Origin of the sequence: Acinetobacter sp. YH12068_T (assembly GCF_024606005.1) — a bacterium.
In the GTDB taxonomy this organism is placed as follows: domain Bacteria; phylum Pseudomonadota; class Gammaproteobacteria; order Pseudomonadales; family Moraxellaceae; genus Acinetobacter; species Acinetobacter amyesii.
Window position 1 is genome coordinate 1,618,158 of the sequence record NZ_CP094555.1, and the last position, 14,068, is coordinate 1,632,225.

Below are 14,068 nucleotides of genomic sequence, written 5' to 3' on the forward strand. Positions count from 1 at the left end.
ATCATTCAAAACAATCAATTAACGCTGTTCAAAATATGCTGTTACCAACAGTACCAAAGCAAAATCAATCAACATTGTTCCAAGCAGAAGCATGGAAAAATGCTTGTATTAAACTGTTGCCGCAGCATGTCATTAAGAACCCTGTGATGGCGATTGTATGGCTAGGAACACTGATTACGCTGGTGTGCACACTTTTGGGAAAAGCAGACTTAATGTTTGGCATTCTAGTCACAGCCATTTTATTTATTACTGTGCTATTTGCGAATTATGCAGAAGCTGTGGCAGAAGCCAAAGGTCGGGGACAGGCTTCCTCTTTAAGACAAGCACGCCAGAATTTAACGGCACGTCGAATTAAAGATAAAGAAGATGCGGATGGTGAACAAATCGCAGCGACGCTCTTAAAAATGTATGATTTGATTGAAGTTCGTGCGGGTGAGTTGATTCCTGCTGATGGTGAAATTATTCATGGTTTTGCAACCATTAATGAAGCTGCAGTTACAGGAGAGTCAGCACCTGTTTTACGTGAAGCGGGAACTGATAAATCAGGTGTGATTGGTGGCACTAAAGTATTGACGGATCGAATAATCGTGCAAGTCACAGCTGAAACAGGAAATAGCTTTCTTGACCGTATGATTGCTTTGGTAGAAGGCTCAAACCGTCAAAAAACACCGAATGAAATTGCTTTAGGTATTTTACTTACAGTGATGACAGTGACTTTCATTGCAGTTGTTTTAAGTTTGCCAATGATTGGACATTTCTTAAATATCGAAATTAATCCAATTCTACTGGTCGCTTTATTGGTTTGTTTAATTCCAACCACCATTGGCGGTTTGCTTCCTGCTATTGGTATAGCTGGGATGAACCGTGCTTTAAAAGCCAATGTCATTGCTAAATCAGGTAAAGCGGTTGAAGTTGCTGGTGATGTAGATGTACTGCTTTTGGATAAAACCGGCACGATTACTTATGGTGACCGCCAAGCAACTGCATTTTATCCGCTCGCTGGTGTCACGGAATCAGAACTTTGCCAAGCTGCAGTGCTTACTTCATTGGCAGATCCAACGCCTGAAGGTAAGTCGGTGGTAGTTCTAGCAAAAGAATATGGACAGCATGTCGATACGCCTGAGCAAGCAGAATTTATTAATTTTGATGCTTCAACTCGAATCTCTGGGATTAACTTAAAAGATGGTCATCAAATTCGTAAGGGTGCATTGGATGCCATACTGAAATTTTCATCACAAAATCTTGAGAATCAACTTGAGTTGAAAACCCGCGTTGAACAAGTTGCTTCTAAGGGTGCAACACCACTTGTGGTCGCAAAAGATCGGAATATTTTAGGTGTCATTGAACTTTCGGATGTGATTAAGAAAGGGATTAAGGAAAAGTTTGCGCGCTTACGTGAAATAGGCATTAAAACAGTCATGGTGACGGGTGATAATCCACTTACGGCTGCTGCTATTGCTGCCGAAGCAGGCGTAGATGACTACATTGCTGAAGCAAAACCAGAAGATAAGCTCAGCTGTATTCGTGCGGAACAAAACAAAGGGCATCTAGTGGCAATGGTCGGAGATGGTACCAACGATGCTCCTGCTTTGGCTCAAGCTGATATTGGTTTAGCGATGAACTCAGGTACGCAGGCGGCTAAAGAGGCTGGTAATATGGTCGATTTAGACTCCGATCCAACGAAGCTTTTATCTGTAGTGGAAATTGGTAAGCAGCAGCTGATTACACGCGGTGCATTAACCACATTTTCTTTGGCAAATGACGTATCAAAATACTTTGCCATTTTACCTGCATTATTTGTCGCGGCTATTCCACAAATGGGTGTGCTGAATGTGATGCAATTGAGCAGTTCTGAAAGCGCCATCCTTTCAGCTCTGATTTTTAACGCAATTATTATTCCTTTACTTATTCCAATTGCCTTACGTGGAGTCAAATTTAAGCCATCAACGGCAACTCAATTGCTGCGCCGTAATATGCTGATTTATGGTGTCGGTGGTGTGTTGTTACCCTTTGTTGCCATTAAAGCGATTGATCTGATGATTAGTCCATTGTTATCACATTGAACTGATGAGGAGAATAAAAATGAATATTGAAAACCATCAAGAAAATGAGCAATTGAATAGTATATCGATGGCTGGATTAGGTTTAATACGTGCATCCATTGGCTTAACAGCTGTGACCTTAGCTATTTGCGGCTTTGCATATAGCTCGGTTGCAGCAGGTTTAGGGCAGGTCATTTTTCCGCATCAAGCCAATGGCAGTTTGATTGTACAGAATGGTGAGGTCATTGGGTCAAGTTTGGTTGCACAACCTTTTATTCAAGCAAAGTATTTTCAACCACGGCCGTCCGCGTCAAATTATGACCCTATGGCCATGGCAGGAAGTAATTTGGCACGAACAAATCCAGCATTACATGAAATGATGGATGAGCGTTTAAATAAAATTGTGGCACAAGAGCGCGTTGAAAAATCTCAAATCCCTGCAGATCTGGTAACAGCATCGGGCAGCGGTATCGATCCTGAAATTAGTCTGCAGGCCGCCTTAATTCAGATCAATCGAATTGCAGCTGAAAGAGGAATGTCAGTACAAAAGGTGGAGAAATTAGTACTGGAAAGAAGTATTCAGCCTAGTTTCGGAATATTAGGGCAGACACGTGTGAATGTGCTTGAAATAAACATTGCTTTAGATCAGGCTAAAAAGCGATTTAATAAAATGGAAGGAAGAGGAGAATTATCCTCTTCCTTCTAGAAAGGGCATAAGTCTAAGATATTTATAAAAGTTATAAATTTATGGATAAGAGTAATACAAGTAAAGCTGATGTTTTTTTACAGCATACTCAACGTTTTCAATCTGGACGTTTGACCATATTTTTAGGGGCTGCTCCGGGCGTTGGAAAAACTTTCGCTATGCTTGTCCGTGCCCATGAATTGGCTTTACAAGGCAGTGACATAGCGATTGCTTATGTAGAAACACATGGCCGAACTGAAACTGAAAACTTAGTGGCCGGTTTAACTTTGATTCCGCGTAAAATTATTCAATATCAAGAGCACCAGCTTGAGGAAATGGATTTAGATGCGGTACTAGACAAGAAGCCAAATATTGTTCTTGTTGATGAATTCGCTCATACCAACGTACCCGGCAGCCGTCATGAAAAGCGCTGGCAAGATATCAATGAACTTTTAGATGCCGGTATTGATGTTTTTACGACAATGAATATTCAGCACTTAGAAAGTTTGAATGATATTGTTTTTCAAATTACAGGTATCCGTGTTAAAGAAACAGTGCCTGATCGGGTCTTTGAACGTATTCGAGATATTCGTTTAATTGATTTGCCTGTCAATGAATTGCTAGAGCGTTTGAAGCAAGGAAAAGTGTATGTACCAGAACAGGCAGAACAAGCTTTACAGCGATTTTTTAATGTCGCTAATTTAACTGCTTTACGTGAACTAGCGATGCAAACAGTTGCTGGTTATGTAGATACAGATGTTCGGGAAAATTTTGCAATTCAAGGGCAAGCGGCTATTCCGCTTAAAAACCATGTTTTGATTATGATAGATGGTTTAGGAAACTCTGAAGCATTGGTACGAGCAGGATGTCGTATTGCCGAGCAACGGATGGCTGCATGGACTGTCGTTACGTTTTCTAAAGATTCTCAGATTCTACCGAAACAAGCTAATCGTCAAAGCCGAGAAATCGAAATTGCATTGAATATGACTCGGCAAATGGGGGGTATGACGGAAACGCTATACGGTAAGCAGCATGTGAAAACTCTTTTTGAGTATGTTATTGAGCATGGAATTTCTACTTTGGTTTTATCTCAGCCGAAGAAAGAAATCTTTAACTTAGCTTTGAAAGCGAATTTCGTTGATCAGTTAATCAAACTTCAGCCACGATTCGAGCTGAGTATTGTTCCTGTTTTATCGCCAAAAAATATTGCTGTTTCAGATAATATAGCCTCAGACAGTAGACGAAATTATTTAACACTGAGCGAAATATCCTACGTACTTGTTACAACAGTGATCAGCATTCTGATCGCAAGCCTAAGTGAAACCTATTTGGGCATTGACGATATTTCAGTTATTTTTATTACTGCTGTGGTATTTGTCGCATCAAAAACAAGAATGCTGGCTGCGGTATTTTCTGCAATTTTATTTTTTTTAGCCTACAACTTCTTTTTTATCAGTCCCAAATTTACATTGGAAATTTCAGCTCATCAAGGTGTGATTACGGTGCTGGCTTTTTTAGGCGCTGCTTTAATTGCAAGTAAGCTGGCATCTAAATTAAAAGAGCAGGTTACAGCGCTAAAAGCATCAAATAGTTATAACAGTATTATGCAAGAACTAGGACAAAAGCTTTCTACTGCAGTAGATTTACAGCAGGTTCAAGATATTGCAATGCATTGTTTAAACAAAAACCTAAATGCAGATGTTTGGATTTATTCACCAGAAACTGAACAGGAAAATCAAAACTTAGAAAAGATGAGTGCAAAGGAACAAATTTCTGCAAATTGGACTTTTAAAAATCATCAGGCTTCAGGCCGGTTTACTCAAACACTGATGGAAAATGCTTGGTGGTTTTTACCGCTATTGGCCTCAAAGCAATGCGTAGGCGTCATTGGGCTAAAATTTCCATCGCAGCAACGGCTTTTAACGTCTGAACAAAAACAATTAGCAGAGGTGATGGTTGAATATATAGCCCAAGCTATTTGGCGTACTCAATTAACCAAAGCACTTGAAATTGCGAATGTGAGTTCAGAAACAGAAAGATTACGTTCAGCATTATTATCTTCAGTTTCACATGACTTACGTTCACCCTTAGCATCGATCATTGGTGCTGCTGATACCTTAAGTAATTATCGGCATTCTATGGACGAAACGGATCAAAATAGTTTACTTGAGGCGATTCATTTAGAAGGTGAACGATTAGACCGCTATATACAAAATTTATTGGATATGACTCGTTTGGGACATGATGGTCTAAGACTGGCACGAGATTGGATTGGTGTCGATGAACTCGTTGGTTCAGCGGTACGCAGGTTACAACGTTATATGCCGCAAGCTTTAGTTGAGGTACATTTACCTAATGATCCGTTAAATTTGTATGTACATGCTGCACTCATTGAACAAGCTATTTTTAATGTATTGGAAAATGCCGCTAAGTTTTCACCTGAAAATAAACCGATTTCAATTCAACTTTCTAGGTTAAAAGAAAATGAAATGGAAATAACGATTTCTGATCAGGGGCAGGGGATTCCTGAAAATGAGCGTGATCGTATTTTTGATATGTTCTATACAATGGAACGAGGTGATCGTGGACAACACGGTACCGGATTGGGCTTGAGTATTGTTAAGGCCATTATTGGTGCACACATGGGGACTATTTCTGCTTCGTCTCTAAGTCATAATCAAGGTACATGTATTCGCATGCAGCTTCCAATTAATCCATTACTGTAAGGTTTTCACCTGAGGAAAAATGAATGGCTGAACTCAATCCATCTACTAGTGCTATCGCTACAGTCTTAATCATAGATGATGAGACACAAATACGAAAATTTCTTGATATAGCATTGCGTGCACAAGGTTATAAAGTTATTCAAGCTGAAAATGGCCAGCAAGGTTTAGGTGAGTTAGCCTTGCATGGTGCTGATTTAGTTATTTTAGATTTGGGCTTGCCTGATTTGGATGGTTTTGAAGTTTTAACGGAATTGCGAAATTGGTCTCATGTACCAGTAATTGTTCTTTCTGTCCGTTCTGATGAAAATGAAAAAGTAAAACTTTTGGATTCAGGCGCAAATGATTATGTGACGAAGCCATTTAGTATTCAGGAGCTCTTGGCAAGAATTCGTGTTCTACTTCGGCAGACTCAGTTAAGTGTGGTTGAAAGCGTAATTTTTGATGATGGCTACTTGAAAATTGACTTTGCTCAACGTCAAGTCTATTTGCAGGGGAGTTTGATTGCTTTGACGCGTAAAGAATATCAACTATTAACGTTGCTTGCACAGCATAAAGGACAACTGATAACCCAGCCACAGATACTCAAGGAACTATGGGGTGCAACGCATCAGGAAGATACGCACTATTTAAGAATTTTGGTTGCCAAATTACGTGCTAAATTAAATGATAATGCAGTTCATCCTAAATATATTTTGACAGAACCTGGTGTAGGATTGAGATTCTTGAATATAAATATTTTTGTATAATAAAAGAATAATTAAATTGATATTGGTCATCAACTCAGTGTATCAAATACACGATTTATGACATCGACATGCAATCAACCTGAAAATATCCAGGGTAAGTATGCGTTATGCTCGATGTTCATTGGTGTTGGTCAGGGTATTGCTTTGATTGTTAAACGAATTGAATAGATTTAGTTTTATTACTCATACCTAAGAGCAAATAGATAGAAGTGAATTTTAAGTAAATTCACTTCTAATATCTAAAAGAAATTGACAAAGGACTGTAAGAAAACTAGTGTATATCAATATTAATGAAGTAAATGACACATGTTATTTATTTAACATAATATACATTATACGAAATGCTTCAACTTTATTTACAAAGATGATAATTCACGGCTTTTGCACATCAACTGTATTCAAATTGCTATGTTCCTAAGCTACGCTAAAAATAAATTTGTTCTGGCACAATCCTTAAACAAAAAAAGCCATAACAACGATTGCTATGGCTAAATCACATGTATTTCTATAGTTGAAATTCTGAATTTTAAATCAATCAATTGTTTTACTGATTGTTGATTTAGGAAGATTTGATTTCCTCACTGCTAAATGCATTTTCCTTTCGCTCTATTTGATCCGGCTTTAAGAATGATGATGCAATAATCGCAATCACTGCAAAGCCTGAAATATAGGCAATAATTAAATTAGGGCTTCCATCACCAATACTTAGCAATTTCGTCGCGATTAATGGTGCTAAACCGCCACCTAGCACGCCTGCAAATTGAACTGAGATTGAAATACCGCTATAGCGTATTTCTGCTGGAAATTGGCGTGAAAATAACTGTGACTGCGGCGCATACATCAAAGGAAAAACCACACCAATACCAATCACTATGGCCGCCCAAACCAATACAGGATCCTTGGTATTTAACATCGCAAAAAATGGATAGCTGTATAAAGCCAATATGCATAAACCAAATCTAAACATGTTTTTTTGCCCAACTTTATCAGACAAATGTCCAAAAATTGGCGTAATAACCATGATGACGGCAGCACCACAAATTGTTGCAAACAAGATATCTTGTCTAGGAATATTTAGCTGTGTGGTAGTATAGGCTAAAGCAAATGTCGATGCCAAATAGAACCAAGCATTTTCAGCAGCTCGAGATAAAATAATCGTAATCAACTGCTTAGGATGATTTTTAAACACTTGTTTTGCTGGAACTTTAATTGTTTCGGTTTGAGCTTTAACTTTTTCAAAGTCTGGTGATTCAGGTACTTTTACGCGAATATACCAACCTACAGCCAGTAAAATAATGCTGGCTAAAAATGGTAGACGCCAACCCCAGCTAAATAACGCTTCTTCAGGTAACATTGAGACTAGACCTAAAGCCACGGAAGCGAGCAATAAACCACCACCTGTACTTGCTTGCGGCAAACTTCCCCAAAAGCCTTTTTTACCCGCTGGCGCATGCTCTACCGCCATGAGGACTGCTCCGCCCCATTCTCCACCCATGGCCATGCCTTGTATAAATCTTAAAATAATTAAACAGACCGTTGCCCAATAACCAATGGTTTCGAAAGTCGGTAACAACCCAATCATCACAGTAGGGATACCCATCAACATTAATGTGACCAATAACATTGATTTACGACCGATTTTATCGCCAAAATGGCCAAAAACAATGCCACCAAGTGGTCGACCAATAAAGCCTACAGCATAGGTAGCAAATGCTGCCAATACGCCCGTTAACGGATCAAGATTTGGGAAAAAAAGTCGATTGAAAATGAGTGCTGCGGCAGCACCATAGATAAAAAAGTCATACCATTCGATGGTTGTACCCACCATGCTGGAAATACCCGCTAAACGATGTGAGGACTTAGCTGGTGGAGCTGTGTTTCCCTGTACATTTTGCATTGTTATCTTCCTTATTCTGCAAGATATTTCTATATTGCATTTTCACGATGCTTGATTTGTATGATGATTTTCTTCTTGAAAATCAATATTTTTCAGATCTTATATATGTTTAATTTACGCTGAGTCACTTGTTCATATGGTTTGAACCGTTAAAGTTTTTTAAATCACTGATTAAATAGATATTTCCTCCATTATTTTGTCTAAAGTCGGACTAGATTGTTGCCACTTTGGCTGCTTGTCTTTATCCACAATTAATGCGCGAACACCTTCGACAATATCGCCATGTTGAAACCAAACATCTTGCAAATGTCGTTCAATTTGCATGCATTGGTTTAGTGAAAGACTTCGACCTAAATGTTGGAGTTGCAAACTGATCCTTTTCGCGATTGGAGATCGTTGTTCCAAGGTATTGCGTATTTTTAACGCCCACGCTTGAGCATCATTATGCTGTTCATTTTCAAGACTATTTTCAATGGCATCAATGCTCTCAAAACCAAAATGCTTACGAATTAAATCTGCATTCTGACTAAGTTCACTTTCCGCTGGTCGAGTAATATATTTCGCAATCAATTGTTCAATATTTTCTTTGCTGAGATGCTTGGAATTTCTTAAATCTTCTTCTAATTGAACAAGTTGCTCACTCGGAACATGGTAGTCAATCAAATCTAGATACAACGCATCGCTAGCACTGATTTGATCGCCCGTAGTTGCCATGTACACACCAATATCATCTAAACGTGATAAAAAGTGTGTCGCAGCCACATCTGGGAAAAATCCAATGGCAGTTTCAGGCATGGCAAATCTAGACTTTTCGCTGCTGACAAGCACATGACATGCTTGGGCTAAGCCAAATCCACCGCCAAGTACATAGCCATCGAGTATGACAATAATGGGTTTTTCATACGCACGAATGCTATTCAGCATTTCATACTCAGCTTGAAAATAAGCTTGATGATCTTCTTTACCATTCATATAACTATCATAGAGATAGCGAATATCTCCACCTGCACAAAATGCTTTGGGACTATTTGAGCGAATAAGCACGGCATGAATATTGGTTTGATCAGCCCATAGTGCTAATTGCTGTTGAATTCCCTGAATCATTTCCAAAGACAAGGCATTTAAACTTGCCACGCGATCTAAACTGATTTGGCCTAAATGTCCATGTTCTTCAATCATTAAGTTATTTGTACTCATATCCATATAATCCTTTTTTATTTTTAATTGTCTTTAAAATTGGCTTGGCGCTTTTCAACAAATGCTTGCATGCCTTCTTTTTGGTCTTGAGTGGCAAAAATCGAATGGAATGTTCTACGTTCAAAACGTAAACCTTCTTGCAAACTGACTTCAAATGCACGGTTAATTGACTCTTTGATCATCATGGTTGCGACTACAGATTTTTCGGCTATTTTTTCAGCAGCTTTTAAGGTCTTTTCGACCAACTCCTCTTTAGGGAAGACTTGAGCAACTAAACCACTCTGCTCTGCTTCTGCTGCGCCCATTTGTCTCGCAGTCAGACACATTTCCATTGCTTTGGCCTTACCAATAGCAAGCGTTAAGCGCTGTGTCCCACCTATCCCTGGGATTACTCCCAAAGTCACTTCTGGTAAACCGAATTTTGCATTATCGGCACAGTAAATAAAGTCGCACATGAGTGCTAACTCACAGCCTCCACCTAACGCATAACCACTGACAGCTGCGATTAGAGGTTTACGGCGCTGAGCAATTCGATCTGCCAGATGAAAAAAATCATCCAAATAAATATTTGGAAAACTCAGTTCAGCCATTTCTTTAATATCTGCACCAGCGGCAAAGGCTTTTTCTGAACCTGTAATAACCATACAACCGATGGTTGGATCTCGATCTAAATCATCTAAGGCTAAATTAAGGTCTTGAATTAATGTGCTATTCAACGCATTTAAGGCCTGAGGACGATTTAAAGTAATGAGTCCTACACCATTGTTCTTTTCAAGCAGAATTGTTTCAAATTGCATGTGAGATCCCTATATATGTTCAATATTTATAAGTAGGCTTCGTCTGAAGCCTTGTCGTTTTAAATGTCTTAAAGACAACGTTATAAGCTGCGGGCAATCACTAAACGTTGGATATCACTTGTGCCTTCATAGATTTGGCAAATACGTGCATCACGATATATACGCTCTATCGGGAAATCTTTGAGATAGCCATAACCACCAAAGACTTGTAATGCTCCGGAGCAAACACGCTCAGCCATTTCAGATGAAAAAAGCTTGGCCATAGACGCTTCATTTAAGCAAGGTTGTCCTGCTTCTTTTAAACGTGCCGTGTGATAGACCAATTGGCGTGCGGCCTCTATTTCTGTTGCCATACTTGCCAATCGAAACGCAACTGCCTGATGTTCAAAAATTGGTTTACCAAAAGTAATACGCTCTTTGGCATATCGGGTTGCTTCTTCTAATGCTGCACGTGCAAGACCAACTGCTTGCGCCGCTATACCAATACGACCGCCTTCTAGATTTGATAAGGCAATTTTCAAACCTTCACCTTCTTTTCCTAACATTAGGCTTTCATGCACTCGCACGTCTGTTAGTGCAATTTGACAGGTATCTGAGGCATGTAATCCAAGCTTTTCTTCAGTACGAATCACTTCATAGCCGGGTGTTTCTCTTGGGACAATAAAAGCACTCATGCCTTTTTTCCCTGCACTTGGGTCAGTCATAGCAAAGACAATAATGACCCCTGCATTATGTCCAGAGGTAATAAACTGCTTAGCACCATTAATCACCCATTCATTACCATCTTTGACTGCACGAGTTTTAATGGCAGCAGCATCTGAACCCGTATGCGGCTCAGTTAATGCAAATGCCCCGATCATTTTGCCTTGTGCTAAAGGCACTAAATATTTCTGCTTTTGTTCTTCTGTGCCAAATTTAGCAATAGGAACACAGCCTACCGAGTTATGTACACTCATAATGGTTGAGGTTGCCCCATCTGCCGCTGCAATCTCTTCTAAAGCCATAACATAGGCAAGATTACCTGTATCTGAACCACCCCATTCATCTGATACCAACATACCCAATAAACCCAGTTCTCCCATCTGCGCTAATGCCGCTTTGGGAAAGGTTCCGTGTTTATCCCATTCAGCCGCTTGAGGCTTAATTTGTTCCTGTGCGAAACTGCGTGCCATGTCCTGAATTAATAATTGTTCTTCGGTAAATTGCATCTTATCTTCCTGTACATCAATCAATTGCTTTCATCCAGTTTGATAATGACTAGAACTGAATGAAAGCTTGATTTTGATCCTGATTGTTCGGCATTAATTTAGAGTTAATCGTTACGTCATTTAACTTGCATGCTGCGTGGATTGTTTCGCAATCTCTTGATTTCGCAATAAGAAACGCTGAATTTTTCCACTTGGAGTTTTCGGCAGTTCTTGAACAAACTCCACCAATCGTGGATAAGCATGTGCAGATAGGCGCTTTTTCACAAATTGCCCTAGCTGCTCTGCTAACTCTTCTGACGCTGTGACATGCTCAGCTAAAATCACAAAAGCTTTTACAATTTCTGTCCGATCAGGATCAGGTACACCAATGACCGCAGCTTCAATCACTGCATCATGCTCAAGTAAAGCGCTTTCTACATCGAATGGCCCGATACGATAACCGGATGTTGTAATCACATCATCATTACGACCAACGAAGCTCATACTGCCATCTGCGTGTAATTCTGCAGTATCACCAGTGAGGTAATAATGCTTTACAAAGGGTGACTTACGACTTTCTTTATAGCCACCAAACCACATCATCGGTGATTGACTGATATCGACAGCCAGTACTCCCGGCGCTCCTGCAGCTAACTCTTGCCCTTGTTCATCAACAACCGCCACGCGATATCCCGGACTGGCATAACCTGCGACACCTGCGCGAATATCATGTTGTAAACCATGATGATTACACACCACCATACCGACTTCAGTCTGCCCATAATGGTCAAAGATCGGTGCATCGAGGACTTGTTTAAACCAACGGAACACTTCAGGGTTAAGCGGCTCTCCAGCACTACTCACGACTCTAAATTTCCCTTTAAGTTTTGCCATTTGTTCAGGATCAGCCGCCATCATCATTCGATACGCTGTCGGTGCGCCTGCAAGGTTCGTCACTTTGTAGTCATCTACGATCTGACAGAGACTATCAATGCTAAAACCACCTTCGTAAAAGAGTGTTGCATGTCCAAGTAAAAGTGGCCCAGTAATTCCGTAATACAAACCATAAGCCCAACCCGGATCGGCAATATTCCAAAACGAATCATCTTCACGTAGCCCTACCGCATTTTTCATATATTGACCAAAAGCGATCAAAGCTTTAAGCGGGACTTCTAAGGGCTTTGCAGGACCTGTAGTACCTGAAGTAAACATCAAAAGAAATGGATCATTGATGCTCTGTAGGACAATTTCACAATCTTCTGTAGACTGTGCGTTTACTTCATCCCAAAAGTTTAAATCTCCCTGTTGTATCCCTTGACCCGCTGGATCTGCAACAGTAACGATTTGGGGACAATGTGCAACTTCATCTAATTTACTGCGATTACCAACATCGCTAATCACCAATTTGCTTTGTGCAAGGTGTAAACGATGTTCAATGGCTTTGGGGCCAAAGGCGGTAAATAGCGGTTGATATACAGCACCTATTCGCCAAGCCCCTAAAATCACCACAAGTAATTCAACTGTACGGGGTAATAAACCCGATACACGATCACCCTTTTGCACACCCTGTGACTTTAAAAAATTGGCAAATTGGCTTGACCACTGTTGCAGCTCTGCAAAGGTATATTGTTCTTTCCGCCCATCTTTGCCTTGCCAATACAGTGCAACCTTATCTTGATCAATCGCATGACGGTCGCAGCATTCATAACATGCATTTAATTGCTCTAAAGAGCCTGATAACATTTCTTTGGCAGCATGATTTAAGTCAAATGCCTTTGCAACATCTTGATAATTCGACATCTTCTCTACCTCAGTCTCAATTTATTGTTATTCCGACACGAGTGTTAGTATTTTTAGCCATCCCTAGGCTAGATTGGTGTTCAATGCGTTTCTTCAGCATTCTTAGGTAAGTATTGCTGCACAATGCTTGAAAAATCTAAGTGTGCATTACCTTGTAAACACAGCTGTTGATACATCTGCTGAACCAGTCCACCTAAAATAATCGGCTGTTTGACTTGTCCTGCGGCTTCTACAGCCAATCCTAAATCTTTCAACATCAACTGCGTTGCAAAACCATCGGTATAGCCACGTCCTGCAGGTGCATTTGCTGAGATACCTGGCCATGGATTACATACATCCGAACTCCAGCAACGTCCACTCGAACTATTCACCACACCCGCTAAGGCTTGAGGATCAATTCCCAGACGCGCACCGAGTGCCATACCTTCAGCAACGGCTGCCATGGAAATACCAAGAATCAAGTTATTGCAAATTTTCGCAATTTGACCTGCACCCACATCACCACAATGCACAATGTTTTTACCCATGTGGCCCAATACCGCTTTGGTTTTTTCAAAGGTTTGATCATCTGAACCGACCATAAAGGTTAATGTACCTGCCTGAGCACCAATAGTTCCGCCTGAAACAGGTGCATCACAGATTTTTATCTGATGTGCAGCACCCGCCTCGGCTATATCCTTAATGGTTTGCGGATCAATGGTACTGCTATCGATACATAAGCTTCCTGCTTTCATTACCGCCAACACACCATCTTCACCCAAATACACCTCTTTAACATGCTTGGCAGCAGGCAACATGCTAATTACAACATCTGCTTGTTTCGCTGCATCTTGTGGGCTTTGGCAAACAATGCCACCTGCTTCAGTAAAATGCTGAATCGCAATTTCGCTTAAGTCGAAACCGTAAACCGTAAAACCTGCTTTGAGTAGATTTTGGGCCATTTTTCCGCCCATGTTTCCTAAACCGATAAAGGCAATATTCATCCTTGAAC

The 14,068-nt window shown here is 40.3% G+C and carries 10 protein-coding genes and 1 pseudogene; 5 read left to right on the plus strand and 6 right to left on the minus strand.

The window, feature by feature from the left end:
- The first annotated feature begins 35 nt into the window (after positions 1-35).
- The 5 genes and pseudogenes from kdpB to MST18_RS07865 form a co-directional block, all read left to right on the plus strand.
- Positions 36-2,063, plus strand: coding sequence for a potassium-transporting ATPase subunit KdpB (kdpB, locus tag MST18_RS07845; protein WP_180133898.1), 2,028 nt, complete (start codon positions 36-38; stop codon positions 2,061-2,063).
- A 19-nt stretch (positions 2,064-2,082) separates the two neighbouring features.
- Entirely contained in the window at positions 2,083-2,748 is a 666-nt protein-coding gene (kdpC, locus tag MST18_RS07850) for a potassium-transporting ATPase subunit KdpC (RefSeq protein ID WP_180133886.1), read from the plus strand.
- Between the two features lie 41 nt (positions 2,749-2,789).
- Positions 2,790-5,453, plus strand: coding sequence for a sensor histidine kinase KdpD (locus MST18_RS07855; RefSeq protein ID WP_180133885.1), 2,664 nt, complete (start codon positions 2,790-2,792; stop codon positions 5,451-5,453).
- 23 nt (positions 5,454-5,476) lie between these two features.
- Positions 5,477-6,199, plus strand: a complete 723-nt coding sequence (locus tag MST18_RS07860; protein ID WP_180133884.1) for a response regulator — start codon at positions 5,477-5,479, stop codon at positions 6,197-6,199.
- 15 nt (positions 6,200-6,214) lie between these two features.
- Positions 6,215-6,367: pseudogene (locus tag MST18_RS07865) on the plus strand (acetyl-CoA C-acyltransferase); the annotation flags it as partial.
- A 391-nt stretch (positions 6,368-6,758) separates the two neighbouring features.
- On the opposite strand, the gene MST18_RS07870 reads toward MST18_RS07865, so the two are convergent.
- The 6 genes from MST18_RS07870 to mmsB all read right to left on the minus strand — a co-directional run bounded on the left by MST18_RS07870 (position 6,759) and on the right by mmsB (position 14,060).
- Positions 6,759-8,096, minus strand: a complete 1,338-nt coding sequence (locus MST18_RS07870; RefSeq protein ID WP_180133882.1) for an MFS transporter — start codon at positions 8,094-8,096, stop codon at positions 6,759-6,761.
- Between the two features lie 171 nt (positions 8,097-8,267).
- The gene (locus MST18_RS07875) at positions 8,268-9,299 is read right to left on the minus strand and encodes an enoyl-CoA hydratase/isomerase family protein (RefSeq protein ID WP_257227547.1); all 1,032 of its coding nucleotides are present in this window, start codon (positions 9,297-9,299) and stop codon (positions 8,268-8,270) included.
- Positions 9,300-9,316: 17 nt separating this feature from the next.
- Complete coding sequence (locus MST18_RS07880; RefSeq protein WP_180102117.1) at positions 9,317-10,090, minus strand: enoyl-CoA hydratase; 774 nt, start codon at positions 10,088-10,090, stop codon at positions 9,317-9,319.
- 80 nt (positions 10,091-10,170) lie between these two features.
- A complete protein-coding gene (locus MST18_RS07885; protein WP_180133880.1) occupies positions 10,171-11,298 on the minus strand; it encodes an acyl-CoA dehydrogenase family protein in 1,128 nt (375 codons plus the stop codon).
- Positions 11,299-11,418: 120 nt separating this feature from the next.
- Positions 11,419-13,077 (minus strand): AMP-binding protein, encoded by a 1,659-nt coding sequence (locus tag MST18_RS07890; protein WP_180133879.1) that lies wholly within the window; start codon positions 13,075-13,077, stop codon positions 11,419-11,421.
- A gap of 80 nt (positions 13,078-13,157) precedes the next feature.
- Positions 13,158-14,060: a 3-hydroxyisobutyrate dehydrogenase gene (gene mmsB / locus MST18_RS07895; protein WP_180133878.1), complete on the minus strand. Its 903-nt coding sequence runs from the start codon at positions 14,058-14,060 to the stop codon at positions 13,158-13,160.
- Between the last annotated feature and the right edge of the window lie 8 nt (positions 14,061-14,068).

Coding starts and splice junctions, on each gene's coding strand:
- kdpB (WP_180133898.1), top strand. CDS start 36: ATGCTGTTACCAACAGTACCAAAGCAAAATCAATCAACATTGTTCCAA.
- kdpC (WP_180133886.1), top strand. CDS start 2,083: ATGAATATTGAAAACCATCAAGAAAATGAGCAATTGAATAGTATATCG.
- MST18_RS07855 (WP_180133885.1), top strand. CDS start 2,790: ATGGATAAGAGTAATACAAGTAAAGCTGATGTTTTTTTACAGCATACT.
- MST18_RS07860 (WP_180133884.1), top strand. CDS start 5,477: ATGGCTGAACTCAATCCATCTACTAGTGCTATCGCTACAGTCTTAATC.
- MST18_RS07870 (WP_180133882.1), bottom strand. CDS start 8,096: ATGCAAAATGTACAGGGAAACACAGCTCCACCAGCTAAGTCCTCACAT.
- MST18_RS07875 (WP_257227547.1), bottom strand. CDS start 9,299: ATGGATATGAGTACAAATAACTTAATGATTGAAGAACATGGACATTTA.
- MST18_RS07880 (WP_180102117.1), bottom strand. CDS start 10,090: ATGCAATTTGAAACAATTCTGCTTGAAAAGAACAATGGTGTAGGACTC.
- MST18_RS07885 (WP_180133880.1), bottom strand. CDS start 11,298: ATGCAATTTACCGAAGAACAATTATTAATTCAGGACATGGCACGCAGT.
- MST18_RS07890 (WP_180133879.1), bottom strand. CDS start 13,077: ATGTCGAATTATCAAGATGTTGCAAAGGCATTTGACTTAAATCATGCT.
- mmsB (WP_180133878.1), bottom strand. CDS start 14,060: ATGAATATTGCCTTTATCGGTTTAGGAAACATGGGCGGAAAAATGGCC.